This is a genomic window from Polaribacter septentrionalilitoris (assembly GCF_009832745.1).
GTDB lineage: Bacteria > Bacteroidota > Bacteroidia > Flavobacteriales > Flavobacteriaceae > Polaribacter > Polaribacter septentrionalilitoris.
This window is the reverse complement of record NZ_VRMJ01000014.1, coordinates 412,854-438,313: the sequence shown is the minus strand read 5'-3', so window position 1 is coordinate 438,313 and position 25,460 is coordinate 412,854. Positions and strand designations below refer to the sequence as shown.

The 25,460-nt window shown below is 30.2% G+C and carries 23 protein-coding genes and 1 tRNA gene; 7 read left to right on the top strand and 17 right to left on the bottom strand.

The window, feature by feature from the left end; translation table 11 throughout:
- Positions 1-302 precede the first annotated feature (302 nt).
- Positions 303-1,244 (bottom strand): hydrogen peroxide-inducible genes activator, encoded by a 942-nt coding sequence (locus tag FP421_RS04110; RefSeq protein WP_159947859.1) that lies wholly within the window; start codon positions 1,242-1,244, stop codon positions 303-305.
- 104 nt (positions 1,245-1,348) lie between these two features.
- On the opposite strand from FP421_RS04110, the gene FP421_RS04105 reads away from it, so the two are divergent.
- Positions 1,349-1,822 (top strand): Dps family protein, encoded by a 474-nt coding sequence (locus tag FP421_RS04105; RefSeq protein WP_159947857.1) that lies wholly within the window; start codon positions 1,349-1,351, stop codon positions 1,820-1,822.
- Between the two features lie 60 nt (positions 1,823-1,882).
- Here FP421_RS04105 and FP421_RS15185 read toward each other — a convergent pair whose 3' ends face one another.
- The 3 genes from FP421_RS15185 to FP421_RS04085 form a co-directional block, all read right to left on the bottom strand.
- Positions 1,883-2,518, bottom strand: a complete 636-nt coding sequence (locus FP421_RS15185; RefSeq protein WP_236548025.1) for an acyloxyacyl hydrolase — start codon at positions 2,516-2,518, stop codon at positions 1,883-1,885.
- Positions 2,519-2,540: 22 nt separating this feature from the next.
- Positions 2,541-3,428: a 3-hydroxyacyl-CoA dehydrogenase family protein gene (locus FP421_RS04090; RefSeq protein WP_159947855.1), complete on the bottom strand. Its 888-nt coding sequence runs from the start codon at positions 3,426-3,428 to the stop codon at positions 2,541-2,543.
- Between the two features lie 175 nt (positions 3,429-3,603).
- Positions 3,604-4,563, bottom strand: a complete 960-nt coding sequence (locus tag FP421_RS04085; RefSeq protein WP_159947853.1) for a Gfo/Idh/MocA family protein — start codon at positions 4,561-4,563, stop codon at positions 3,604-3,606.
- 117 nt (positions 4,564-4,680) lie between these two features.
- Between FP421_RS04085 and FP421_RS04080 the strand changes: the two genes are divergently transcribed.
- Positions 4,681-5,322 (top strand): protein-L-isoaspartate(D-aspartate) O-methyltransferase, encoded by a 642-nt coding sequence (locus FP421_RS04080; protein ID WP_159947851.1) that lies wholly within the window; start codon positions 4,681-4,683, stop codon positions 5,320-5,322.
- A gap of 6 nt (positions 5,323-5,328) precedes the next feature.
- On the opposite strand, the gene FP421_RS04075 is transcribed toward FP421_RS04080, so the two are convergent.
- The 4 genes from FP421_RS04075 to FP421_RS04060 are packed head-to-tail and all read right to left on the bottom strand — an operon-like array spanning position 5,329 to position 7,557.
- Positions 5,329-5,871, bottom strand: a complete 543-nt coding sequence (locus FP421_RS04075) for a DinB family protein (RefSeq protein ID WP_159947849.1) — start codon at positions 5,869-5,871, stop codon at positions 5,329-5,331.
- Between the two features lie 18 nt (positions 5,872-5,889).
- The gene (locus FP421_RS04070) at positions 5,890-6,315 is read right to left on the bottom strand and encodes a DUF2147 domain-containing protein (RefSeq protein ID WP_236548024.1); all 426 of its coding nucleotides are present in this window, start codon (positions 6,313-6,315) and stop codon (positions 5,890-5,892) included.
- Between the two features lie 26 nt (positions 6,316-6,341).
- Complete coding sequence (locus FP421_RS04065) at positions 6,342-6,872, bottom strand: KdsC family phosphatase (RefSeq protein ID WP_159947847.1); 531 nt, start codon at positions 6,870-6,872, stop codon at positions 6,342-6,344.
- Positions 6,862-7,557, bottom strand: coding sequence for a Rossmann-like and DUF2520 domain-containing protein (locus FP421_RS04060; RefSeq protein WP_159947845.1), 696 nt, complete (start codon positions 7,555-7,557; stop codon positions 6,862-6,864). The genes FP421_RS04065 and FP421_RS04060 overlap by 11 nt, the downstream gene beginning before the upstream one ends.
- A gap of 72 nt (positions 7,558-7,629) precedes the next feature.
- Here FP421_RS04060 and FP421_RS04055 point away from each other — a divergent pair, with 72 nt between their 5' ends.
- The gene (locus FP421_RS04055) at positions 7,630-8,787 is read left to right on the top strand and encodes a trans-sulfuration enzyme family protein (protein WP_159947843.1); all 1,158 of its coding nucleotides are present in this window, start codon (positions 7,630-7,632) and stop codon (positions 8,785-8,787) included.
- A 42-nt stretch (positions 8,788-8,829) separates the two neighbouring features.
- On the opposite strand, the gene FP421_RS04050 is transcribed toward FP421_RS04055, so the two are convergent.
- On the bottom strand, positions 8,830-10,668 hold the full coding sequence (locus FP421_RS04050) for an SLC13 family permease (RefSeq protein WP_159947841.1): 1,839 nt from the start codon (positions 10,666-10,668) through the stop codon (positions 8,830-8,832).
- Positions 10,669-10,955: 287 nt separating this feature from the next.
- Here FP421_RS04050 and bshB1 point away from each other — a divergent pair, with 287 nt between their 5' ends.
- Both bshB1 and FP421_RS04040 read left to right on the top strand, forming a co-directional pair.
- Positions 10,956-11,672 (top strand): bacillithiol biosynthesis deacetylase BshB1, encoded by a 717-nt coding sequence (gene bshB1, locus FP421_RS04045; protein WP_159947839.1) that lies wholly within the window; start codon positions 10,956-10,958, stop codon positions 11,670-11,672.
- Between the two features lie 56 nt (positions 11,673-11,728).
- A tRNA-His gene (locus FP421_RS04040) sits at positions 11,729-11,804 on the top strand.
- A gap of 221 nt (positions 11,805-12,025) precedes the next feature.
- Here the strand turns inward: FP421_RS04040 and FP421_RS04035 are convergent.
- The 6 genes from FP421_RS04035 to uvrA all read right to left on the bottom strand — a co-directional run bounded on the left by FP421_RS04035 (position 12,026) and on the right by uvrA (position 20,447).
- Positions 12,026-12,394, bottom strand: coding sequence for a helix-turn-helix domain-containing protein (locus tag FP421_RS04035; protein WP_159947837.1), 369 nt, complete (start codon positions 12,392-12,394; stop codon positions 12,026-12,028).
- Positions 12,395-12,459: 65 nt separating this feature from the next.
- On the bottom strand, positions 12,460-13,209 hold the full coding sequence (locus FP421_RS04030) for a LytR/AlgR family response regulator transcription factor (protein ID WP_159947835.1): 750 nt from the start codon (positions 13,207-13,209) through the stop codon (positions 12,460-12,462).
- Positions 13,210-13,217: 8 nt separating this feature from the next.
- On the bottom strand, positions 13,218-15,182 hold the full coding sequence (locus FP421_RS04025) for a sensor histidine kinase (protein ID WP_159947833.1): 1,965 nt from the start codon (positions 15,180-15,182) through the stop codon (positions 13,218-13,220).
- 85 nt (positions 15,183-15,267) lie between these two features.
- Complete coding sequence (locus tag FP421_RS04020; protein WP_159947831.1) at positions 15,268-16,362, bottom strand: hypothetical protein; 1,095 nt, start codon at positions 16,360-16,362, stop codon at positions 15,268-15,270.
- A gap of 121 nt (positions 16,363-16,483) precedes the next feature.
- On the bottom strand, positions 16,484-17,638 hold the full coding sequence (locus tag FP421_RS04015; RefSeq protein WP_159947829.1) for a MauE/DoxX family redox-associated membrane protein: 1,155 nt from the start codon (positions 17,636-17,638) through the stop codon (positions 16,484-16,486).
- 16 nt (positions 17,639-17,654) lie between these two features.
- Positions 17,655-20,447 (bottom strand): excinuclease ABC subunit UvrA, encoded by a 2,793-nt coding sequence (uvrA, locus tag FP421_RS04010; RefSeq protein WP_159947827.1) that lies wholly within the window; start codon positions 20,445-20,447, stop codon positions 17,655-17,657.
- A 218-nt stretch (positions 20,448-20,665) separates the two neighbouring features.
- Between uvrA and FP421_RS04005 the strand changes: the two genes are divergently transcribed.
- Positions 20,666-21,253, top strand: a complete 588-nt coding sequence (locus FP421_RS04005) for an RNA polymerase sigma factor (protein ID WP_159947825.1) — start codon at positions 20,666-20,668, stop codon at positions 21,251-21,253.
- Positions 21,254-21,714: 461 nt separating this feature from the next.
- On the opposite strand, the gene FP421_RS04000 is transcribed toward FP421_RS04005, so the two are convergent.
- Positions 21,715-22,377, bottom strand: a complete 663-nt coding sequence (locus FP421_RS04000) for an endonuclease III domain-containing protein (RefSeq protein ID WP_159947823.1) — start codon at positions 22,375-22,377, stop codon at positions 21,715-21,717.
- Positions 22,378-22,500: 123 nt separating this feature from the next.
- On the opposite strand from FP421_RS04000, the gene bcp reads away from it, so the two are divergent.
- The gene (gene bcp / locus FP421_RS03995; RefSeq protein WP_159947821.1) at positions 22,501-22,950 is read left to right on the top strand and encodes a thioredoxin-dependent thiol peroxidase; all 450 of its coding nucleotides are present in this window, start codon (positions 22,501-22,503) and stop codon (positions 22,948-22,950) included.
- Positions 22,951-23,006: 56 nt separating this feature from the next.
- Here bcp and FP421_RS03990 read toward each other — a convergent pair whose 3' ends face one another.
- Positions 23,007-25,454: a TonB-dependent receptor gene (locus tag FP421_RS03990; protein WP_159947819.1), complete on the bottom strand. Its 2,448-nt coding sequence runs from the start codon at positions 25,452-25,454 to the stop codon at positions 23,007-23,009.
- Positions 25,455-25,460 lie beyond the last annotated feature (6 nt).

Here is a 25,460-nt window from a genome sequence, read left to right as displayed (position 1 = left end):
AGAACATCTTTTTACCATGAAGTACTTTGGCATAATAATCTACTTTAGTAGTTACTGATAAGTTGGATAAAAGAGCTTCTGGTATAACTCTCAATAATTGATTTACTGAAATTTTATGATCTTTAAAGACTGACATAAATAGCTGATTATCAGATAAAAAGATACGTAAATATTATCAAATAAACAAGCTAAATAGTTGATTTTAACTTTCTTAAATAGTAATTTATAAAACAAAAAAGTCGGAAGAAAAATCTTCCGACCATGACTAGCTAATTAGCTCCCTTTTTTGTCTTATATCGTTGTTATTTTTTTTGCAAAGGACTGATAATCTTTACATCAGAAAAAGCGATTGCTCCTTTTATAACTCCATCTATGGTTTTCTTTAAAGCTTCTATCAATTGCATTTTTAATTGCGATTTATGATAAATTAGACTTACTTCTCTAGCTGGTGGAGGATTAGTGAATTCGCGTAAATGTTTTTTATCAACATCATTCAAATCTAAAGTATGTAGATAAGGCAGTAAAGTCATACCTAAACCTTCTTTAGAAAGTTTTATCAAGGTATCAAAACTTCCACTTTCTAGTTGAAATCCTTTCTTATTATCAATCTTATAGGCTCTACACAAGTTGATAACACTATCTTTAAAACAATGTCCATCCTCTAGCAATAAAATATCTTCCATTTCTAATTCTTCAGAAGTAATTTGTTTGTTATTAAAAAGACGATGACTTTGCGGAATTAACCCCACAAAAGGCTCATAATACAATGGTCTTTCTTTAATTGCTTCATTTTCAAGAGGAGTTGCAGCAATACCAGCATCTATATGTCCGTCAGTTAATTTTCTAATGATTTCTTCAGTTGTTAATTCTTCTATAATCAACTTTACTTTAGGATACCTTTTTGTAAAATTTTGCAAGAACATTGGTAGTAGAGTTGGCATGATTGTAGGGATAATTCCTAATTTAAATTCACCACCAATAAAACCTTTTTGTTGATGAACAATATCTAAAATTCTATTGCTTTCATCAACAATAACTTTTGCTTGTTCTACTATTTTTTTTCCAATTTCAGTAAGTTCTATCGGTTTTTTAGAACGGTTAAAAACTTTTACATCCAACTCATCTTCTAATTTCTGTATTTGCATACTTAAGGTAGGTTGTGTTACAAAACTGTGTTCTGCTGCAACTGTAAAATTTTGATATTCAGCAACAGATAAAACGTATTTTAATTGTGTGATTGTCATTGTAGATAAGAAATTTTGATAAAGATATTAAATCTATCAATAATAGCTAGGATTTATTTAAAATATTTTGGAATAAATTTGTTCTATATAAAAATAATAACAAAATGAACAAAACAATATTAGGATTAGACAAACAAGATACTGCGAATTTAGTAGATGATTTAAATTATTTATTAGCAAATTTCCAAATTTATTATCAAAATTTAAGAGGTTTACATTGGAATATTAAAGGTAAGAATTTTTTTGAGTTACATGTTAAATTTGAAGAGTTTTATACAGATTCTCAGGTGAAAATTGATGATATCGCAGAACGAATACTTACCTTACAAGGTAAACCTTTACATACGTTTTCAGATTATATCTCTAAAGCTTCAGTACCAGTAGGTAAAGACATTTCTAATGATGTAGAAGGTGTAGAGCTTGTTGTAGACTCTCTTTCAGAATTATTAAAAATTGAAAGATTAATTTTAGACTTATCTGATAAAGCAGATGATGAAGGAACAAATGCAATGATGAGCGACTTTATAGCTGAACAAGAAAAAACAATTTGGATGTTAAATTCTTGGTTGGGTAAATAAAAATTAATAAAAAACATTTAATAAACAAACCTCTCTAAATCAATTTAGAGAGGTTTGTTTTTATATTTTAAAAGAGTATCCAATTTCTAGCCCCAAAATATTATAGCCATCATTAGGTTTTTGAAAATTTAAATTCGAAACATGACCAAAATTTGAACCTATATATACAAATGATTCCTTAAAAATGGCGTAAGATAATCCAAATGAAAAATTCTCAATAAATGTAAACCCTCTTGCCAAACGTTCTGTTCTAGTATTTATATAAGAAAACCCAAGACTTATACCTCCTTGCAAATCAAGTTTATTAGTAATTCTTTTTTTTGCAGCAAAACCAAACTCAACACCATATAAATTCATTTTTTTGGGTTGCGTGAATTCAGCAATTTTTTCATCTACATTATCTTGATCTGGTGTAACAAACCATTTATTTAACAATTGATGATTTAAAAACTGAATCTGAGGTTGTAAAATCAATTCTATATTCAACTTTTTCCAAGTTCCTAGGTTATAAAAAGCTTGTGCTTTTATTGTATTTGTGGTGTAGGTATAATCAGGATCATCAAAAACAAAGTTTTCATTGGTTCCGTAATTATATAAAAAACCAATTTTTACTGGTTTTAACTTTGATTTTTTGATTTGACCATAACTAAATATAGAAGTAAAACCAATACATAATACTACAATTAGATGTTTCATTTGTTAAATCTCAAATCTATATTTAACTAAACATTTTAGCAACTTTCTCTGCTTTTCTACTTTTTGAATAATCATAAAAACCTTCACCTGATTTTACACCTAATTTTCCTGCCATTACCATATTCACCAATAACGGACATGGAGCGTATTTAGGATTTTTAAATCCATCGTACATCACATTTAAAATTGATAAACACACGTCTAAACCTATAAAATCAGCCAATTGCAATGGTCCCATTGGGTGTGCCATTCCTAATTTCATAACAGTGTCAATTTCTTCAACACCGGCAACTCCATTATATAAAGTTTCAATAGATTCGTTAATCATTGGCATTAAAATTCTGTTGGCAACAAATCCAGGATAATCATTTACTTCAACAGGAACTTTATGAATCTCTTTAGATAACGAAACAATAGATTCCATTACTTTATCAGAAGTAGTATAACCTCTAATAATTTCAACCAATTTCATAATTGGTACAGGATTCATAAAATGCATACCAATTACCTTATCTGGTCTGTTGGTAGCAGCTGCTATTTTTGTAATAGAAATAGAGGATGTATTTGTAGCTAAAATAGTTTCTTCTGCACAAAACTCATCTAAATCTTTAAAAATTTGGGTTTTTAATGTTTCGTTTTCTGTTGCAGCTTCTACTACCAAATCAACATTTTCAACCCCTTCATTAAGAGAAATAAAAGGAGTAATATTATCTAAGGTTTGGGTTTTATCAGCTTCAGAAATTTTCTCTTTTGCCACCATTCTATCCAAATTTCTAGCAATGGTATTCATCCCTTTTTCTAAAGAAGCTTCAGAAACATCAATTAGATTTACTTTGTAATTAAACTGTGCAAACGTGTGGGCAATTCCGTTTCCCATAGTTCCAGCACCAATAACTGCTATATTTTTCATCAATACTAAATTTTAGGATTATTATTTGGGCGTTTTAACAGGCTTTCGCTACTCGCTTTTTTGTTTTACAAAAAGAGCTCAAACAAACCGCTCAATCCTTAACGCACTTATTTGTTAACTTTTTGTGTACTTAGAAAGAGTAATTTTTTATCGAATTACTCAATTTCTTAGTGCACTAAAAACAATCAATCACCATTTGAGCTACTCTTAAAGCTTCTGTCCCTTGGCTTAACGTTACAACAGGAGTTGTGTTATTGTTAATTGCATCTGCAAAAGTTTCTAGTTCATCTAAAATTGCGTTGTTATTTTCAATCTCAGGATTCTCAAAATAAATTTGTTTTTTAACACCTTCTGCATTTTGTAAAACCATGGCAAATTCATCAGGATTTTCTGGAACATCTTTCATTCTTACAACTTCAGATTCTTTGCTTAAAAAGTTTACAGAAATATATGCATCTTTTTGAAAAAACCGTGATTTACGCATATTTTTCATAGAAATTCTACTTGCTGTTAAATTGGCAACACAACCATTTTCAAACTCAATTCTAGCATTGGCAATATCTGGAGTATCAGAAATTACAGCAACACCACTTGCGTGTACATTTTTTACTTCAGATTTTACAACAGAAAGAATAATATCAATATCATGAATCATTAAATCTAAAACCACAGGAACATCTGTGCCTCTTGGATTAAACTCAGCTAATCTGTGAGTTTCAATAAACATTGGGTTGTCAATCTTATCTTTAACTGCCGTAAATGCAGGGTTAAATCGTTCTACATGACCAACTTGCCCCATAATATGATATTGGCTTGCCAACGTTTTTAAAGCTTCTGCTTCTAAAACAGTTTTAGTGATGGGTTTTTCAATAAAAATATGACATCCTTTTTCTATCGCTTTTTTGGCACATTCAAAATGAGAAAGTGTAGGAGTTACAATGTCTACTACTTCAACAGCATCAATTAAAGCATCAATAGAATCAAAAGAGGTATAGCCAAATTCATCAGCAACTTTTTTTGCATTTTCTTTAGAAGGGTCATAAAAACCAACCAACTCAAATTTATTGGATTCTTGTAATAAACGTAAATGAATTTTCCCTAAGTGACCCGCACCTAAAACTCCGGCTTTTAACATAAATAATTGTTTTTGTGTGTTTTCCGATTTTGAAAAATCGACCGCTAACAAAGATACAATTTTATGCCTATTTATTAGGATTAATTACTATTTTTAGATTTCAGAAATTTTACACTATTGAAAGATACTTCTAAACATCAAGGACTTAGAAATCAGTTAGCTACTGTGTTGCAAGCAAAAGGAATTACCGATGAAAATGTATTAAACGCTATCAGAAAAATTCCAAGACACTTGTTTATTGATAGCAGTTTTGAGTCGCATGCATACCAAGACAAAGCGTTTCCAATTGCTGCAGAACAAACCATTTCTCAACCTTATACGGTTGCTTTTCAATCGCAAACTTTGGCTGTTCAAAAAGGAGATAAAGTATTGGAGATAGGAACAGGTTCTGGATATCAAACTGCAGTTTTATTAGAGTTAAAAGCAGAAGTGTACTCTATAGAAAGACAACATGAATTGTTTAAAAAGACATCTAACTTTTTGCCAAAATTAGGGTATAAGCCTAAGAAATTTATTTTTGGTGATGGATATAAAGGACTAACAGAGCAAGCTCCTTTTCATCACATTATTGTTACGGCTGGTGCTCCTTTTGTGCCAAAACCTTTATTAGCACAGTTAAAAGTGGGAGGAAAGTTGTTGATTCCTGTTGGAGATAAAACCCAAATAATGACACTGTTTATTAGAAAGTCTGCCAAAGAATTTGAAAAACATGAATTAGGTGATTTTGCTTTTGTGCCCATGTTAGAAGAGAAAAATTAGCTTTCTTTACTGATATAAAATATATCTTGGAGGTTTAAGGCCATTGAGTCTTAAATATACTAACATCTGTGCTCTATGATTTGTAATATGATCTGCAAGTAATAGAAAAATTTGTCGTTTTGTTCTATCTAAACCTAAATAGTCTAATCTGTCATTGAACTTAGACGGATCAAATTTTGAGATGAATTTAATAGTTTCTTTAAATGTCTTATCAACAGTTGTAATCATTTGTTTTTTAGATTTATCCGCAACTTTTAATTCATTATCTGTATTCCAGTCTCTTGCCTTACGACCTCCTAAAAGAGATTGACTGTGCCAATCCATTGCCCAAGCAATATGCATTAAGTTTTCTTCAAAACTCATTGATTCAGGAGATGCCTTAAATTTGTATTTATTTTCAGGCATTTCTTCAGCAACAAGAATTAAATATTTTCTTGAATTCTCTAACCTTTCTATATAATCTCTTATAAAATCGTTTTGTTGACCAAATGAAGGTAAAGCTAATGAAAATAAAAATATTAACAGAGTTAAATTGATAAAACGCTTCATAGGTTTGTGTTATTTAATTTATTTTGCTCTAGTCCAATAGGCCGTTTTTCCTATCAAAGCAAAACCAATATAGCCTCTAATTTTTAGCTTGTTAGGTTCTTCTAATTTGATGTAACATTTATAAACTTTACCATTTCTTGGGTCTAAAATTTTACCTCCAGACCATTCGTCATCATCTTTTTCTAAACCTGTAAGTATGTTTAAACCTAAAATGGGTTTGTTCTTGTTTTTACCTTCGCATAAATCACAGAGAGCATTTTTTCTATCAGGGTTTTTAATCTCAACAACTTTTGCGAACGCTTTTCCATTTTTTTCATACACTTCTATAACAGAATCTACTTTTCCAGTTTCTTCATTAGTAGAATGCCATTTTCCAAAAATAGTTTGAGAATTCATTGAAATTGAAAAAAGAAACAAAGTAAAAGTTAAAATTGTTTTATTCATAATTTTATAAATTTTGAAAGTTGTTATTAAGATTGTAGTGTGGCATCAAAATAGTTATCCCATTTTTCTTGAACTTTTAAAACTTGTTCAATAACATCTCTAACACAGCCTTCACCGCCTTTTTTATTAGAAATATATTTTGCTGTTTTTTGAACTTCTGACACTGCATCATTTGGGCAAGAAGGCATACCTACTTTTTGCATTACAGGTATATCAGGAATATCATCGCCCATATATAAAATATGCTCAGGATTCAAATTGTATTTTTCAACAATTTCATTGTATTGTTGTATTTTGTTATGTGCTCCTAAATAGATGTCAGAAATTCCTAAGGCTGCCAATCTACTTTTTACAGCTTGATTCGTTCCACCAGAAATAATACAAACTCTAAAGCCTGTATTTAAAGCTATTTTTATAGCATAACCATCTTTTACATTCATGTGCCTTACCAACTCTCCATCTGGCATTATTGTAAGCATTCCGTTTGTTAAAACACCGTCAACATCAAAAATAAAAGTGGAAATATTGGGTAATAATTGTTTGTAACTAATGTCCATTTTGGATTGATTTTGTTAAGATTTTATAAATTATTTCTTGATTGCAATTCAGCAAATCTAAATGATTTTTAATTGTAACCATATCATTTCTAATTGCAGGTCCTGTTTGTGCTTTTTCAGGGGGTAAAGTATTGATTTTATGGGCAGTTTCTTCAATTAATGGTTGTAAAATTTCAAAAGGAACCTTATGCTCTTTACAAATGTCATTACCAATTTTATACAAATGATTGGTGAAATTATTTACAAAAACAGCAGCAACATGCAATGCTTTTCTTTGCTTAGAATCAATTGTAAAAATTTTTGTTCCAATAGATTTCGCCAATTTTTCGAGTAATTGTAAGTCTTTTTGATTTTGTGCTTCTAAACAAAATGGAACTTCAGAAAAGTCGACTTTTTTATCTTTAGAAAACGTCTGCAACATGTAAAAGACTCCTTTTTGAGTATGGTTTTTCAACTCGTTAATTGCACATCCACCAGAAGTATGCACCACAAAAGAATTGTTAATTTTTGAGGAAATTTCTGCAATGGCATCATCAGAAACTGCAATAATGGTGATGTCAGCTTCAGGGACATGATTTAATTTTCTTGAACTAATTTGGGTAACATTAACTTCATCAGCTTGTAAAAAAGCGTTATGTAAATGAGTTGCTACGTTTCCGTTACCAACAAGTAAAACTGATATCATATCACGAAGATATTGAAATTTTAAGAAAAGATAATTTAAGAATTGTTAATTTAGCGAACAGAAATAGATCAAATGAAAAAAAATAAAAAACTCGGAATAAATACAACCTGTGTTCATGTTGGTGAAGTTAAAGACGAACAGTTTAAAGGGGCAGTTTCTCCTATATATATGTCTACTTCATACGCTTTTGATAATGTTGATGTAAAACGTTATCCACGTTATTACAACACACCAAATCAAGAGATGTTACACAAAAAAATTGCAGCATTAGAAAAAACAGAAGATGCTTTGGTTTTTACTTCTGGTATGGCTGCAATTTCATCTGCGCTAATGGCTTTTTTGCAAAAGGGAGATCACGTAATTGTGCAGCAAGTCATTTACGGAGGTACATATAACTTTATTGTTTCTGAATTTGATAAATACGGAATAGAATATTCGTTTACAGAATCTGATAAAGTAGATGATTTTAAAAGTTTGATTAAAGAGAATACCAAAATTTTATATATAGAAACACCTTCAAATCCATTATTAGGAATAACGGACATGCAAGCCATATCATCCTTAGCAAAAGAACATGACATTTTAACAATGATTGATAATACGTTTGCTTCACCAATCAATCAAAATCCTGTTGATTTTGGAATTGATATTGTATTGCATTCTGCTACAAAATATATGGGAGGTCATTCTGATATTTCTGCGGGAGCCATAGCTGCATCAAAAAATCACATTGAGAAAATTTGGCAAACTGCTATTAATTTTGGTGGAAACTTAAGTGATCAAACAGTTTGGTTGTTAGAAAGAAGCTTAAAAACATTGAATCTTCGTGTTACAGCACAAACCAAAAATGCACAGACAATGGCTGAATATTTAGAGCAGAGTAATGATATTGATACAGTATATTATCCTGGGTTAAAAAGTCATCCACAGTATGCATTGGCTAAAAAACAAATGAAAGGTTTTGGTGCGATGTTGTCTTTTGAGTTGGAGGAAGGAATAAATCCAATGATTTTTCAGAATAATTTACAACTGATAAAACCTTCAATGAGTTTGGCAGGTTTGGAAAGCACAACTGTGAGTCCTACACAAACTACACATGCGCTTTTAAGTGAAAAAGAACGTTTAGAAAGAGGAATTAAAGAGGGGTTAATTCGTTTTTCTGTTGGTATTGAAGAACCAGAAGATTTAATTGAAGATATAGAACAAGCCATAAAAAAAGCGAAACATTAGTGTTTCGCTTTTTAATTAAAAATCAATTTATTAAAAAAAACTCTAGAAAGGCCAAATGATAGGAACCAATATCATTGTTACGATAAAGAACAATAACAATAAAGGTAACCCTACTTTTAAGTAATCCATAAATTTATAACCTCCAGAACTCATAACCATTGCGTTAGTTGTTGTTCCAATAGGGGTAAGGAATGCTGTAGAAGCACTAATAGCAATAGTAATTAATAATGGTTCTGGTGATATGCCTAATGTTCCAGCTGCTAAAATTACAATTGGTGCCATTAAAACGGCTGTTGCAGAATTGTTGATAAACTGACTAAATGTTGTTGTTAGAATAAAGATTCCTCCTAATAATAATGTAGGGTTTTCTTTACCTAAGAAACTTATTAATGTGTTAGATATTAATTCTGCTGTTCCTGTTTTTTGAATGGCAACTCCCATAGGTATCATGGCTGCAATCATTACAACACTGGTAAAACTTATGCTTTTATATGCTTTTGTGAAAGGAACACATCCAGAGAATAATACAATTCCTGCACAAATTAAAGCGGCAATTGCTCCTGGAACTGCCTTAATGACTAAAAGAACAATCATTAAGACTAAAGCACCTAATGCAATATAAGATTTCGGAGTTAACTCATCCACATCTTTTACCATTTCTTCTGGGCTACCCACAACAACAATGTTTTTGTGCTGGTTTTTTAAATTTTCAATGTCTTCCCAAGTACCTCTAATAATAAAACTATCACCAGCATTTACTCTCATTTCTTCTTCTAAAAAAGGTTCTCTTTTTCTAGAAGCAGCTAGTAATTGAATTCCATATCTTTTAAAATATTCTTTCAGTTTTATTCTTCGTCCAACTAATAAAGATTTAGGAGTTACTAAAACTTCTGCCATACCAACCTCTTGGTTTATCAAGTTGTGTCTTAACTCGGTTTTTGCAGATTCTTTTGGTAATAAACCTAATCTAAATTCAATCATTAATCTATTAATATCTTCTGTTGTTCCTTTTACAGTAATAATATCATGGTATCTAAGATCTGTTTCTGGTTCTGGAAACTCTATAAAGGGTTGCGTTCCTTTTAATCTATTAGGATGTCTTCTTTTTAAACGAATAACATTAATACGATACTTGTCTTCAAGGTCCCAATCACTTAAATTCGTATTAATCAAAGGAGATATAGAACGAATTCTAAGTCTGTAATAGTCATTATCAATTTGATAAGCTTCTATCCATTCGTGCAAAGTAGTATCAATATTAACAGGTTTGTTATTGGTTTTGTTTTTTGGTAAAATTTTATATCCTACATATCTAAAATAAACCAATGCAATAATTAAAAGAGGTAGCCCAATAAGCCCAAATTCAAAGAAAGAAAACCCTTCAAAACCTGCATCAATTAATGCATTATTTGCGATAATGTTTGGTGGTGTACCCGTTAAAGTCAATAATCCTCCTGTGTTAGAACCAAACGCTACTGGAATTAATATTTTAGAAGGCATTGTACCAATACTCCAAGCAGAAGAAATAGTAGCAGGTAATAAAGTAGCTACTGTACCTGTGTTACTCACAAAACCAGATAAAACTCCAGATCCTAAGGTTATAATAACTAATAATTTTGGAACACTTTTTCCTGCTAAAGCAATAAGTTTTTTACCAGCTAAGGCTGTCCATCCTGTTTGTGATAAACCTTCACCTATAATAAATAGTCCAGCAATCATAATAACAGTAGAGTTACTAAATCCGCTTAATGTTTCAGGTAAATCTAGAATTCCGCACAAAAATAAACTCAGCATAGAGACAAGTGCGACAACGTCTGGTGAGTATTTACCCCAAACAAATAACCCAATGGTGATTGTTAAAATAACGAGCATTAAAATCATAATTTCTATTTATTATAGTGTTGTTTTGTTTTACAAAGCTAAATTATTACCAATACAAATGGTTTAACCTGACATATATCATACTACCATTTATAATGTAATTTTTACGATTCTATTAAAAAACAATTCAATATTTCTTTAAAAACAAATACGAAATCGAAATAGAAATAACACCTTCTCAATTATTAGGTTTAAAAAGGTTATTTTTGATGAATAGAATTCGATTTTAAATTGAAATTTAGTTTAAATTTCTTTAAAAATTGATGTTTACACTAAAAAAAGTATCCATGAAATTAGATGTTTTGGCATTTGGAGCGCATCCAGATGACGTTGAATTAGGTTGTGGAGCAACCATAGCAAAAGAAGTTTCTTTAGGTAAAAAAGTTGGAATTATAGATTTAACAAGAGGTGAGTTAGGTACCCGTGGTTCTGCTGAGTTACGTGATAAAGAAGCTGAGAAATCTGCTAATATATTGGGAGTTAAAGTAAGAGAGAATTTAGCTTTTGCTGATGGTTTTTTTACAAATGATAAATCACATCAAATAGAAATTGTTAAAATGATTCGAAAGTATCAACCAGAAATTGTACTGTGTAATGCAATTGATGATAGACATATAGATCATCCTAAAGGAAGCAATTTGGTTTCTGATGCTTGTTTTTTAAGTGGTTTATTGAAAATTAAAACAGAAATAGGAGGTAAGCCTCAAGAAAAATGGAGACCAAAACTAGTGTATCATTATATACAATGGAAAAATATAGAACCAGATTTTGTTATAGATGTAACTGGATTTATTGATAAGAAAGTAGATGCTGTTTTAGCGTATAGTTCTCAATTTTTCAACCCTAATAGTGATGAGCCTCAAACCCCTATTTCAAGTAAGAATTTCACAGATAGTGTAGAATACAGAGCTAGAGACTTAGGAAGATTAATTGGTGTAGCTCATGCAGAAGGCTTTACAACAGAACGTTATGCAGCTGTTGAGTGTTTAGATAAATTAATTTAAAATTTTCTTTTCGTAGAAATTAAAAATAAATTATATTTGCAACCGCTAACGCAAATGGTGATTGTAGCTCAGCTGGTTAGAGCGCCGGATTGTGGTTCCGGAGGTCGCCGGTTCGAAACCGGTCTTTCACCCAAAACACAAAGCCTACTCTTTTGAGTAGGCTTTTTTTGTATATATCAGTTTTTGGTAAAAATGTGACGTCCTGAAATAAAAAAAACATCTCAATTGAGATGTTTTTTTTATTTTTTAGCGAAGCGTAATCAAATATTGAAGGTCTTACAACGAAACGATTATCTTTAATTAGGGGACGATTCTCGTTTTAAGAGTTGTTATTTTATATTCTGTGGGGAATATTAGTTAGATTGATTAACAGACTCTTCAATATTTGATATTTTCTGAAGAATTGTATTTGATAATTCTTCAAATTGCTTCCTGACTATGCGTTTTATCTGAAATTCTATAGGGGATCGAACTTCGCTTAGGGGTACATAGTTTATGTTATATTTTCCTTTTCCAGTCAGTAACCATAAAGGGTCAATTTCTGGGATGTTATCGATGATGGCAAACAAAATAGTTTCATTAGGTTTTTTAGTATAGTTGACAATGGCACTTATTAATTGCTGTGAAACTCCGATTAATTCTGAAAATTGCCTTTGGTTCAATCCACTATCTTTAAAAACCTTAATTATCCTATCTGATCTTTGTCTATCTTCACTTTTCATTTTAATTAATTACTCCAAATGTAGTAAAAAAATACTACAAAAAAAGTATTTTATAATAAATTTTTTTAGAAGGATTTTAAAATGTCTAAAACTTCAGCTTTCTTTCTTTTTGAAACAGGGATGTTAGTATTATTTTTTAAGACAAGGTATCCACCATCAGATTTGATAAATTCTTTTATTTGATATTTGTTAATTAAATGACTTTGATGAACTCTTATAAAGTCATTTTCTTTTAGTATATCAGCATAAAATTTAAGGGTTTTTGAAACTAATATTTTAGAACCATCTTTAAAGTAAAAAGTAGTGTAATTGTTATCTGATTTACAACGGATAATGTTTTTAATATCTACAACTATAATTTTTTCTTGAGTGTGTAATGATAGTTTTTTAAGTCTTTCACTAGGAGCTGTAACTGCTTGTTTTAAAATGGTTAACTGTTCATTTTGAGGAGTTATTTGTTGTTTGGCTTTTGTAAATGAGTTTTCTAAATCTTTAATACTATAAGGTTTTAATATATAATCTATAGCTGCAAATTTAAATGCTCTAATTGCATATGCATCACTTGCTGTTATAAAAATAATTTTTGAGACTAAGTTTGGAAAAATCTCTAATAAATCAAATCCAGTTCCGTCACCTAACATAATATCTAAAAATAGAATATCAGGCTGTTGGTTTTGAAGTAATTTTGCAGCCTCAATAACACTCTTTGCAGAGCCTATAATTTCTACTTCTTTAAAATGTGTATTAATATCATTCACTAGCATTTCTAAAGCAAGTGAATTATCTTCTACCACAATTGATGTAAGTTTATCCATGTTTGATGTTAGTAATCTGTTTTTAAAGGAATTTTAAAATATATCTTAGTTCCTCTAACTTCATTATTTTCTTTTATTTCAGAAATTTTAAATTTGTTACATGTAGTTAAGTTCTGAATTCGTTCTTTAGTTACGTTCAATGCTAAAGACTTATGACTGTTCTTTTTGTTTTTGGTTGCTGTAAAGCCAATTCCATTATCTGTTATTGTAAAATGTAAGAATTGATGTTTTACTTCAAATATTACATCAATCTTTGGGTTTTCTGTTGTTAAATTAAATGCGTGTTTGATGCTGTTTTCTATAAAGGGTTGAATTAACATTGGTGGAATCAAAATTTCTTCTGTATCAATATTATTTAATTCTTGTTTTATGGAGTAGGTGAAGTTAACTGCACTCATTTTTTGCTCTAATTCCAAGTAGTTTGTGAGCGTTTCTATTTCATCTTTTAGATTGATTTCCTCTAAACGAGAATTATTTAATACACTTCTTAATAAAATTGAAAACTGAGAAATAGTTGTGTTTAGTTCTTCTGATTTACCTGAGTTTCCTAAAGCTTTTATTCCGTTTAAAACATTAAATATAAAATGCGGATTCATTTGTAATTGCAATGCTTTCTGCTCTAAGCTCATCAAATGATTTTTCAATTCTAATTGATCTATTTTAAACTGATTATTCTTTTTAATACGCTTAATTCTTACTTCTATTATGTATGCTGAAATAAGACACAGTGTTGAAAAAATTAAGATATAAAACCAAGTTTCTTGGTAAAAAGGAGTTTCTATAGAAAAATCATAAGAAACTTTTTCGCTCAACAAACTTCTGTTTTTTGATTGAACTATAAACTTATAAAATCCAGGTTTAAGATTCGCAAATTCAACCTTACTTTGATTACTCCATGGTGAAAATTTTGTATTGAGTTTGTATCGATATTTTATACTTTCAGGACTTTTAAAATCGATACTTTTAAACGAAAATGAAATGTTGTTATCTGATGATGATAATTTTAATTTTTTAGATTTTGTGTGATTTATAGTTGTAAAATTCACAGCTATTTTTTCAATATTTAACTTAAGAGAAGAAGCTTTAGAGTTTGTGTTGCTACTGTATTTGTATATGCCATTACTGCTGCCAATCCAAAGTAAATTTTGCCTATCTACAAAGAGGGAAGTCAATTTATCTGAAACTTTTGAATTGTATTTATTGATTTTTCTAATAAATCGATATGTGTTTGAATTTATGATTTCAATTCCATTATCATTTGTGGTCATCCAAATTTCTTCATTAAACCTTATAATAGAATAAATATCACTGAACTCATAAATGGGTTGAATCTTTGAATTCTTGTTAATTTGATAGAGTCCGTTTTCGTTATTTACAGCTATAATGTTATTCTTGTTTTGTAAAAGTTGTTGAAAATTGAGTTCAGAAATTTTTTTAACTTTCTTTGGATTGATTAATTGATCAACCATCCAAAAACCTTTGTTAGAAGCAATATAGAAATGCTTATTTAAATATATAATATCATAAATAATAGAAAAATCTAACGTGGTATGAATTGATAGTGGCCGAATCAAATCATCTTTTACAATGTTTATACCTTCTATTGTAGCCAAAAAAATATTGTTTTGAATAGGAATGATTTTGTTTATTTTTTTATTTTCATAAAAAAAGTTGTCATCACCTTTCATAATAGTTAATCCTTTAGAATGACCTATGTATAAAGTAGATTTCTTTGCATAAATTGTCTTGGAATCTTCTTTGTGTCTTTTAGAGAAATGAATTCCATCAAATTGAAAAACACCTTGATTGGTTGCAAGCCATAAATACCCAATTTCATCTTGAACAATTTGATGAATTGACAAGTTAGAAGATCCATCAGAAATTGAATAATGTTGTAGTTCATTTTGTTGAGTAAACCCATCAACAGAAATAAAAAACAACAGCGTAAAAAAGATTTTCAATAATTTATGCATTTGTACAAACTTACTAATTAAAACGCCATTACTCTTTTAAAATTTTGAGTAATGACGCTAATCTACCTACAATTTCCATTCCATATTACTTCATTGCATACAAACGTTTGTTGCTGGTATCTGGTTGTATATGTTCTAAATCTCCATAAGGTTTAATTAATGGTTTTAATACTACCAAACCTGTTGTTCTTCCTCTTATAATTAATGTGCTGTTTTTTACACTCCAGTTCCATCTATATTTTTCAATCGGAATATTGTATTTATTCAACTCAAACATTAATTCATCATGTTGTTCTATCCAATCCATTACTTCTTCTTTCATAGTAAATATTGGCATTTCGTTATCTGTGTGATGGAAATCAAATTCCCATTTAATTGGAATAGAGAACTGAGTTGTATAAGCTTCTCCTACATATCTTTCTTCATCGTTATTTAAAGCATCATACCAATCTATATCTTTTTCTTCGGGATATTTTCTAGAAATTTCTTTTGCTAAATCTATTTTTCCTGGTGAATTTGCTGTAGGATAAAACACGTAATAAGGTTGAGCTAAATAGTGGTTTGAGAATTTTCCTCCAAAAATTGTATGATAAGGTGATGCCACAACTTTAGGTAACTTTTTTGCTGAAAATGCATCTTTTAAGGTTTTTAATAATTCTTTATTTTCTACTAAACCAGAAGCATGAAATACAATTTTTGTATTGTTATTTACGACATTCTTTAATGATGGTAAAGAACCTTGTGTAATGCTTTTTCTTAAGGTTTCTGTTGTAATTTTTTCTCCTCTAACAATGGTTTCTAAATTCATCCCCCTATAAGGATTACTTTGGTTTACAATATGAACTTCTCCATAAGGATTTTTAGTGGCATTTGTATTTAACCAAGTAATAATTTCTTCTAAAGAATATTGCCCATCAATAACTTTTATTCCTTTTTCTTGAAAATATGTTCTAGCATTAGAATAAAATGTTTCATTGCCTTTATCAAAACCTGCAATAAAAACAATGGGGGCTCTAGATGGAACTTTAACTTCAATTTCATTTTCTTCTGGAAAAATACTTTCTGCAGTTATTGGAGATGCTTTTTCTTCTTTAATTTTAGTATCATCGCAACTGATGAATGGAGAGCTTAATACAATTAATGCTGTTGCAAAGACTGATTTTTTTAAGAATGTTTTCATAATTTCTACTTTTTTTAATGATTAATACACCGTAAAAGTAGAGGTGAAGTTGACTTAAATTTGGTCTGTTTTAGAATTCGTATAAAGTAAATTAGAATTCGTATTAAAAGAGTAAAATCAATTAATAATCGTGATTGTAAACAACCAAATCTGTTAAACCTTTTTTGTTAGGGTTTGCTGTAAAAGAACGCAAATAGTTGTCCATGTATTTTATCATTCTTTCTTCTGGATAAAAAAGAACTTTATTATCATATTGCGCCCATTCATTCATATTTAAATAAGCTTTTCCGTTTTGATAACGATAAAAACGTTGAATATGTTCGGGTAGTTTTTCTTCCAATTCTTCATCTAAAAAAACATTATAATAGTTCAAATCTGCCGTAAAAAAATGGAAAGATAATAGGCTGTCATAAAAACCAGTTTGATTGTTTGCAAAAGGCAAGACAATGGTAAAAATTAGCATTGCTATTTTCTGTTTGTTGAAGAATTTTAGAAAGAAATCTAAAGCATTTGTCGTTTTTAACGTCCAGAAAATAATAACAACAGAAAACATATTCTGAATATTCCATGGCACAACATTGTATCCATAGCCCAAATAAAACAATAAAAAGGTTATAATTCCATGCATAGATAAGATAAATACAATCCCAAATTTTCTAGTTGTATTGAATAATAGCAAAACACCCATTAACGCTTCTAACCAAGGTACAGCATACGTAAATGCTTCTAAAAACCACTGAGGCAAACAAATTAAAGCGTTAGCAGAAGTATCTACACAACTAAAATGCTTGTTTAAAGCACTTAGCCATTGAATGTAAAAGTCTCCATTTACTTTCTGAATGCCGCTCCAAAAATAAGTTGCAAAAAACACTAAAATAATAGCGTATAAAACTTTCTTAGAATTGGCTTTTTTTCTAAAAATTTCAATGGCAAAAATGGTTAAGAAACTCTGGTAAAAATAAGGTTGTAGTCTATTTTGATCTACAAAAGCTAAGTATAGATAGAGTCCAAGAATTAACCAACCTTGCCATTTTTTATTTTGAAAAATGTACACTATTTGAATGCCAAAAAAGAAAATTCCTAAGATATAGTCTATGGGTGATGTTGGTATGGGTAACCAATCAAACAAAGGAACAACAGGAAAATCTTTAGTGGTAATCCATAATTTAGGAGCATAGACCATTAAGATTAAGACTGCTAGAATAGCAATAATTCTAACGTAATTTACTTTTTGTTCATCAGAAAGATTAGTTAGTTTTAACCAAATAGTTTTCATAAATGAGATTTAGACTTTAAAACTTCAATTTCTCTTTTAAATATTTAGCAGTAAATGATGTTGCATTTCTTGCTAATTCTTCTGGAGTTCCTTGAAAAATAAGTTCTCCACCATTTCTACCACCTTCAAGACCTAAATCTACAATATAATCTGCACATTTTATCAATTCGATGTTGTGCTCAATTACAATAATAGAATGACCCCTTTCAATCAATGCATTAAAACTTGCTAGTAGTTTTTTAATATCATGAAAATGTAATCCTGTTGTAGGTTCATCAAAAATAAATAAGGCTTTGTCTTTGGTGTTTCCTTTCACTAAAAACGAAGCCAATTTTATTCTTTGTGCTTCACCACCAGAAAGCGTAGAGGATGACTGACCTAAAGTTACATAGCCCAAACCAACATCTTGTAAGGGTTTTAACTTGTTAGCTATTTTAGTTACTAAATTTTCTGAGAAAAAAGTAACAGCATCATCAATAGTTAAATTTAGAATATCATCAATCGATTTTCCATCAAAAGTAACTTCTAAAACTTCTTTCTTAAAACGTTTTCCGTTACAAGTTTCACATTCTAAATGCACATCAGCCATAAATTGCATTTCTATGGTCACTTCACCTTCACCTTTACAAACTTCACAACGACCACCCTCTACATTAAAAGAAAAATGTTTGGGTTTGTAATTTCTTATTTTTGATAACTTCTGATTGGAAAATAAAGCACGAATATCATCATACGCCTTAATATAAGTTACAGGGTTTGAGCGAGAGGAGCGTCCAATAGGATTTTGATCAATAAACTCGACATGTTTTATAGACTCAAAGCTTCCTTTTATTTCTGTATGCTGACCAATTTTATCTCCATAACCAATGAGTTTTTTCTGCATTGATGGATATAAAATCTTCTTGACTAACGTACTTTTCCCAGAACCAGAAACCCCTGTAATTACAGACAAACAGTTTAAAGGAAAGGTGACATCAATATTTTTTAAATTATGTTCTCTAGCGCCAATAACTTCAATGCTGTTTTTTGAAGTTCTACGCTTTGTAGGAACTTCAATTTGCAACTCCTCATTTAAGTATTTCGCTGTTAATGAATCGGACTTTAAGATTTCTTGATAAGTTCCTTCTGCTACTACATTTCCTCCAAAAGTACCTGCTTCTGGGCCAATATCAATAATATAATCGGCTTCTTTCATAATGTCTTCATCATGCTCTACCACAACAACAGTATTTCCTAAATCTCGAAGATTTTTTAAAACACCAATCAAACGTTCAGAATCTTTGGGATGTAAACCAATGCTAGGTTCATCTAAAATATACATAGAACCTACCAAAGAACTTCCTAAAGAAGTTGCTAAATTAATACGCTGACTCTCACCACCAGAAAGTGTGTTAGAAGTTCTGTTTAAAGTTAAATAAGACAGGCCAACATCATTTAAAAACTGCAAACGGTTGTTGATTTCTGTGAGCAATCTTTTACCTATTTTCTCTTCGTATTTGTTTAGAGTAATATTTTTAAAGAAAACCGTCAATTCATCTAAAGGAAGCGTTACCAAATCAGAAATAGTTTTCTCATTTATTTTTACATAATTGGCTTCTTCTCTTAGACGTTTACCATGACAAGTTGTACATTTTGTTTTTCCGCGATAACGAGAAAGCATCACTCGATTTTGAATTTTATAACTTTTTTCTTCTAAAGTTGTAAAAAAGTGATGAATTCCGTTAAAAGATTTATTACCGTTCCAAACCAATTCTTGTTGTTTTTTGGTCAATTCAAACCAAGGTTTGTGAATAGGAATGTCATATTGATACGCAACAGCAATTAAATCTTCTTTATAATGCACATAAGAAGGAGTTTTAAACGGAAAAATAGCATCTTCAAAAATAGATAAACCCGTATTTGGGATTACTAAATCTTCATCAACACCAATAACATTTCCATAACCTTCGCAAGTTGGGCAAGCCCCATAAGGGTTGTTAAAACTAAACAAATGCGTATTGGGTTCTAAAAAAGACATTCCGTCTAAATCAAACTTATTGCTAAATTCAGAAACTTTGTTGTCTGCTAAGTTTTCTATAAAACAAATTCCTTTACCTTCAAAAAAAGCAGTTTGTATAGCATCTGCTAATCTGTTGTAAAAATCTTCATCATTTTTAGTTACAATTCGATCTACAACTAAAAAAACAGCTTCATTTTTATAGTCTTCTTGAGGAAAATCGGAAATTCGATACACAGCATCCTTCCATTTTAAACGAGCATAACCTTGTTGTTCTAGAACTTGTAAAACGGTTTTTAAATCACGATTTTCATCAATAGTAATAGGTGCAAGGAGTAATAATTTTGTTCTATCTTCAAATTCTTTTACAAAATTGACAACATCAGAAACGGTATCTTTTTTTACTTCTTTACCAGAAATAGGAGAGAAGGTCTTGCCAATTCTAGCATATAATAATTTGATATAATCATAAATTTCTGTTGACGTACCAACTGTAGAACGTGGGTTTGTGGAATTCACTTTCTGTTCAATAGCAATAGCAGGTGCAATACCTTTAATATAATCTACTTTAGGTTTGTGTAGTTTGCCTAAAAACTGTCTTGCATAAGATGATAAACTTTCTACATAACGTCTTTGACCTTCTGCATACAAGGTATCAAAAGCTAAAGATGATTTACCAGAGCCAGAAAGCCCTGTAATAACAACCAGTTTATTTCTTGGTATTACAACATCTATGTCTTTTAGATTGTGGAGTTTTGCTCCTTTTATAATAATGTTTTCTTTAGGATTTACAGTAGAAATATCAGTCTTCATTCACATAAAATATAAGCGTTAAAAATACTGCTTTTTTCATCCATTTTAAAAAGATTATAAAATGATTTTTGTTAAAATATTTGTTGTTTTAAAAATTATTAATCATATTTGGTGCTCATAAGAACCACAAAATTATACGCATATACTTGAAAACTACGTTATAAATTATTAATAAAATAATAAATAAGAAGAGCCCACTTGTTCTTCAAAAGGTAGTTATGATGCGAAAAAACTCAATAAAAGATAGTACTTTAGTTAGTGAGTATATTAACGGAAATGAACCAGCTTTAGAGGTCTTAATCAAAAGACATCAGCAACGATTATTTAGCTTTATTTACAGTAAAGTTCAGGATAGAGACATCACAGAAGATATTTTTCAAGATACATTTATTAAAGTAATTAAAACTTTAAAAAAAGGTAGGTATAATGAAGAAGGTAAGTTTTTACCTTGGGTAATGCGTATTGCACACAATTTGGTTATCGACTATTTTAGAAAGTCTAACAGAATGCCTTCTTTTAAAAATACGGATGAATTTGATATCTTTTCTGTGTTAGGTGATGGAAATTTAAATGCAGAGAAACAACTCATACAAGATCAAATATTTTCTGATGTCAGGGAGTTGGTTAAAGAATTACCCGAAGAACAGAAAGAAGTTTTGGTAATGCGTCTGTATAAAGATATGAGCTTTAAAGAAATTAGTGAAAATACAGGTGTTAGCATTAATACAGCGCTAGGTAGAATGCGTTATGCTTTGATTAATATGCGTAAATTAATAGAAAAACATAAAATAATTTTAGTAAATTAACAATATTGTTAAAAATGTATCGTTATACTATTGAAAAACAATTTTTTAAATATACTATATGATGCAACTTTACTCTAAAAAGTCATCTGAAATTCAGATGCAACCCAAACTAGAAACAGTTCAATTTTTGATTAATTTTTCCAAATCGCTAACTATTGTAAAAACCAAATCAAAAGATTTCATTGAATTGAATTTGAATTAAGAGTGGAAAAAGCTTCAACTTTGTTGGGGCTTTTTTTATTTATAATGTTTACGCTTAATACTATTGTCATTTCGATTACTACTGAAATCAAAATATATTTTGATTGAAAGTACCTTGCGTAGCAAATAGCGGAATAGAGAAATCTAGTAAGAGTAAACTCCCAACAACACCCAAGAACGAACAACGAAAAACCACCAACCAATAACCAACAACAAGATTCCTCCACAAGGTCGAGATGACAAGCTGAATGTCTTTTTAATTAAAACGTTTTTTTTGTTTTGTAATATGCGTTTAAAACTGATTTTCTTCCAATAGTTCTAGTAATAATATCTTTATCTAGATTCCAACCACGAGCAGGAGAATACTCTCGACCATACCAAATAATCTGTAAGTGTAAATCGTTCCATAATTGTTTAGGAAATAAACGTTTTGCATCTTTCTCTGTTTGTGCAACACTTTTTCCGTTAGATAAATTCCAACGATACATCAATCTTTGAATATGTGTATCAACAGGAAAAGCAGGAACATCAAATGCTTGACTCATCACCACACTTGCAGTTTTATGCCCCACAGCAGGCAATTCTTCTAAACCGTCAAAAGACTGGGGAACTTCACCATCATATTTTTCAATTAATATTTTTGACAAACCATAAATGCCCTTACTTTTCATTGGAGACAAACCGCAAGGGCGAATAATATCTTTAATTTCTTCTACACTCATTTTTACCATATCAAAAGGATTGTCTGCTTTGGCAAATAATAATGGAGTAATTTGATTGACACGAACATCTGTACATTGTGCAGAAAGCAACACTGCCACTAACAGTGTATACGGATCTTTATGATCTAAAGGAATTGGAATTTCTGGATATAGTTCTTGTAACGTGTTAATCACGAATTGAACTTTTTCTTGCTTGTTCATTCTTTGGTTCTTTAGGTTGTAAAGTTAAAAAGTTTATAAAGTTTAACTGTTTATTACATAAAAAGTTTTTCATTCAGTTTTTACTTTATAACTTTCCATTTTAAAACTTTTAAACAAATTAATATGACATCATTAAAAATAGGAGATAAGGCTCCACAATTTGAAGCCAAAGATCAAGAAGGAAATGTTATCAAATTATCAGATTACAAAGGAAAAAAGCTTGTTTTATTTTTCTACCCAAAAGCTAGTACACCTGGCTGTACAGCAGAAGCTTGTAATTTGAGTGATAATTATCAAACTTTTTTAGCAAAAGGATACGATGTTCTAGGAGTAAGTGCAGACTCAGCAAAAAGACAACAAAATTTCAAAAATAAGTACGAATTACCTTTTCCTTTATTAGCAGATGAAGATAAAGCAGTAATTGAAGCATTTAATGTTTGGGGACCTAAGAAATTTATGGGACGCGAATATGATGGAATTCATAGAACTACGTTTGTAATTGATGAAAATGGAGTGATTGAAGATGTGATTACAAAAGTTAAAACAAAAGCTCATGCAGCACAGATTTTGTAGATCACAAAACTTAACATCTTAAAAAAACGAGTTAATAAAAGTTGACTCGTTTTTTTTTATAGCTTCATTGCTAATTTAAAGTTTAGAATTCTTCCTGTCATAAAATTAGGAATACCATATTGACGTTTAGAATACACATCTCTTACCCAAGTGTTGGTTATTGAGTTTTGAATATCAAACATATTAAACAATTCTAAACCAGCACTTAATTCTTTAAATTTAGACAACCAACCAGAGGTATATCTTTTATTAGCATCAGTAAATATATAAGACACTCCAATATCTGCTCTTTTATAATCTCTTAATCTTTGTTGAAATTGATAAGAATCTGCATAAGCAGGTGACCCTCCAGGAACCCCAGTGTTGTAAACTAAATTTAAATATGCCTTTAAGTTTGGTAAATTAGGTACGTAGTCTTGAAATAGAATTCCGAATTTTAAACGTTGATCTGTAGGTCTTGAAATATTACCTCTATTGTCTTGATTTTCTTCTGTTTTTAAATATCCTAAACTTATCCAGCTATCACTTCCAGGAACAAATTCACCGTTTAAACGAAGGTCAATACCATTTGCATAGGCTGTTGCGTTGTTATTGGCTCTGTAGCGAATTCTAACATTATCAATGGTGTAGCTATTTACGTTTGTTAAATCTTTATAATAGGCTTCTGCTGTTAGCTTAAAAGGTCTTTCCCACATTTCAAAACTATAATCCATACCCAATACTAAATGAATGGATTTTTGGGCTTTTAAATCAACATTAATGTTTCCGTTAAAATCACGAAGTTCTCTGTAAGAAGGCGGTTGCGAATACCATCCACCAGAAGCTCTAAACAGCATGTCTTTTTCCCAATTAGGTTTTATGGCAAATTGTGCTCTTGGACTAATAATAGTTTGATTTTTAGAATTTAATCCATTTCCACTAACGCTCCAATTGTGCGCTCTAACTCCGATATTGTACCAAACTTCATTTTCACTCCAAAACAAACGTTCATTAAATTGAACAAAACCAGAAATTCTATTAATTTGTACGCTATTTTCTGTTCTAATATTTTGAAAGGGAGTTATTGGTCCTTCAAAAGGTTCATAAGGTTGATTGTTGGTTACTTGTCCTGGAGGTCTTATCGAAAAACCTAAAGAATCTACTATTTCCCATTCTCTAATTCGGTCTCTAATATCCTCTTTTTGATATTTAACACCAAACTCAAGTTGCATTCTATCATCTTTATAGTTTCCTTTAATTTCAGCATTGGTAAAAAGGGCGTCTAAATCATTACGAGCATGATTTAATTGAGAACCTATTCCTTGAGAAAACTCTACATCACCAAAATTTTCTGAGCCAATATCAGTATCAACTTCTCCTAAATTGTATGCAGCTGCAATGTCAAAACGTTCTTCTTCTTGCGTATTATATCTAGAAACGGTTCCTGTAAGTGTAAGATAATCATTAACTTCATATTCTGTAGAAAATGCTCCAAAAAGCGTTAAGTAATTATCTTCTTCTTGCCCAGTATAAAACACGACCAATTCTAAAGGGTTGGCAACTGTACCAAAACGAGTTCTTCTTGATAAAGGTTGATAGTTGTAATTGTTTAAAGAGAAATTACCTAAAAAATTAAATCGTAAATAATCTGAAGCACTGTAAGACAAATAAGTTTGGAAGTCGATAAATGTGGGTCTAAAGTTGGTTTCTATTTGTTTACTATTTACAAATAAACTGTTGTCTCTATATCTAAAACCACTAATAGAGGTTAGTTTGTCTTCGATTAAAGGAGCTTCAAAAGTAGCGCTAGCACCTAACAAACTTACATCAATACTTGTGGCAACTTCTTTAGGTTTTCTATAAGTGATATCTAAAACGGATGATAATCTATCTCCGTACTTTGCTTGAAACCCACCAGCAGAAAAGTTGATGTTTTGTACCATATTCGGATTGATAAAACTCAACCCTTCTTGTTGCCCAGATCTAATTAAAAAAGGTCTGTACACTTGAATTCCGTTTACATAAACTAAGTTTTCATCAAAATTACCCCCTCTGACATTATACTGTGTACTTAGTTCGTTATTATTGCTAACACCTGGTAAGGTCATTAAAATATTTTCTACACCAGCATTTGGGCCAATTACATTTTTTACAACATTAATATCAATTTTTTTAAGGCCTTCAGCATTTTTTTTATTGTCTTTAATTACAATTTCATTCAATAACTCAGTTTTAGATATTAAGGTTAGCGATAAACGACCGCCATTTCTACTTTTAGCTGTATATTTTCTAGAAACTGTTTTGTAAGAAATATGACTAAAAACGATAGTGATCTCTTCTTTAAAAGGAACTTTTAGAGAGTATCTACCATTTTTATCTGTGGTTGTTCCTGTTTTATTGTATTTGATAGAAACACCTTCAATAGGTTCTTTGTTTTTGTTTTTAATGGTTCCTTTAAGGATTGTGGTTTTTTGACTAAAACTAAAAAGGGGAATTAAAAATAAAAAAAGAAAGATATTTTTCACGGAATA

Coding starts and splice junctions, on each gene's coding strand:
- FP421_RS04110 (WP_159947859.1), bottom strand. CDS start 1,244: ATGACAATCACACAATTAAAATACGTTTTATCTGTTGCTGAATATCAA.
- FP421_RS04055 (WP_159947843.1), top strand. CDS start 7,630: ATGAAAAAAAATAAAAAACTCGGAATAAATACAACCTGTGTTCATGTT.
- uvrA (WP_159947827.1), bottom strand. CDS start 20,447: ATGAAGACTGATATTTCTACTGTAAATCCTAAAGAAAACATTATTATA.
- FP421_RS04005 (WP_159947825.1), top strand. CDS start 20,666: ATGATGCGAAAAAACTCAATAAAAGATAGTACTTTAGTTAGTGAGTAT.
- FP421_RS04030 (WP_159947835.1), bottom strand. CDS start 13,209: ATGGATAAACTTACATCAATTGTGGTAGAAGATAATTCACTTGCTTTA.
- FP421_RS04090 (WP_159947855.1), bottom strand. CDS start 3,428: ATGAAAAATATAGCAGTTATTGGTGCTGGAACTATGGGAAACGGAATT.
- FP421_RS04075 (WP_159947849.1), bottom strand. CDS start 5,871: ATGAAGCGTTTTATCAATTTAACTCTGTTAATATTTTTATTTTCATTA.
- FP421_RS04025 (WP_159947833.1), bottom strand. CDS start 15,182: ATGCATAAATTATTGAAAATCTTTTTTACGCTGTTGTTTTTTATTTCT.
- FP421_RS04065 (WP_159947847.1), bottom strand. CDS start 6,872: ATGGACATTAGTTACAAACAATTATTACCCAATATTTCCACTTTTATT.
- FP421_RS04050 (WP_159947841.1), bottom strand. CDS start 10,668: ATGATTTTAATGCTCGTTATTTTAACAATCACCATTGGGTTATTTGTT.
- FP421_RS04105 (WP_159947857.1), top strand. CDS start 1,349: ATGAACAAAACAATATTAGGATTAGACAAACAAGATACTGCGAATTTA.
- FP421_RS04035 (WP_159947837.1), bottom strand. CDS start 12,394: ATGAAAAGTGAAGATAGACAAAGATCAGATAGGATAATTAAGGTTTTT.
- FP421_RS04070 (WP_236548024.1), bottom strand. CDS start 6,315: ATGAATAAAACAATTTTAACTTTTACTTTGTTTCTTTTTTCAATTTCA.
- FP421_RS04085 (WP_159947853.1), bottom strand. CDS start 4,563: ATGTTAAAAGCCGGAGTTTTAGGTGCGGGTCACTTAGGGAAAATTCAT.
- FP421_RS04000 (WP_159947823.1), bottom strand. CDS start 22,377: ATGAACAAGCAAGAAAAAGTTCAATTCGTGATTAACACGTTACAAGAA.
- bshB1 (WP_159947839.1), top strand. CDS start 10,956: ATGAAATTAGATGTTTTGGCATTTGGAGCGCATCCAGATGACGTTGAA.
- FP421_RS15185 (WP_236548025.1), bottom strand. CDS start 2,518: ATGAAACATCTAATTGTAGTATTATGTATTGGTTTTACTTCTATATTT.
- bcp (WP_159947821.1), top strand. CDS start 22,501: ATGACATCATTAAAAATAGGAGATAAGGCTCCACAATTTGAAGCCAAA.
- FP421_RS04015 (WP_159947829.1), bottom strand. CDS start 17,638: ATGAAAACTATTTGGTTAAAACTAACTAATCTTTCTGATGAACAAAAA.
- FP421_RS04060 (WP_159947845.1), bottom strand. CDS start 7,557: ATGATATCAGTTTTACTTGTTGGTAACGGAAACGTAGCAACTCATTTA.
- FP421_RS04020 (WP_159947831.1), bottom strand. CDS start 16,362: ATGAAAACATTCTTAAAAAAATCAGTCTTTGCAACAGCATTAATTGTA.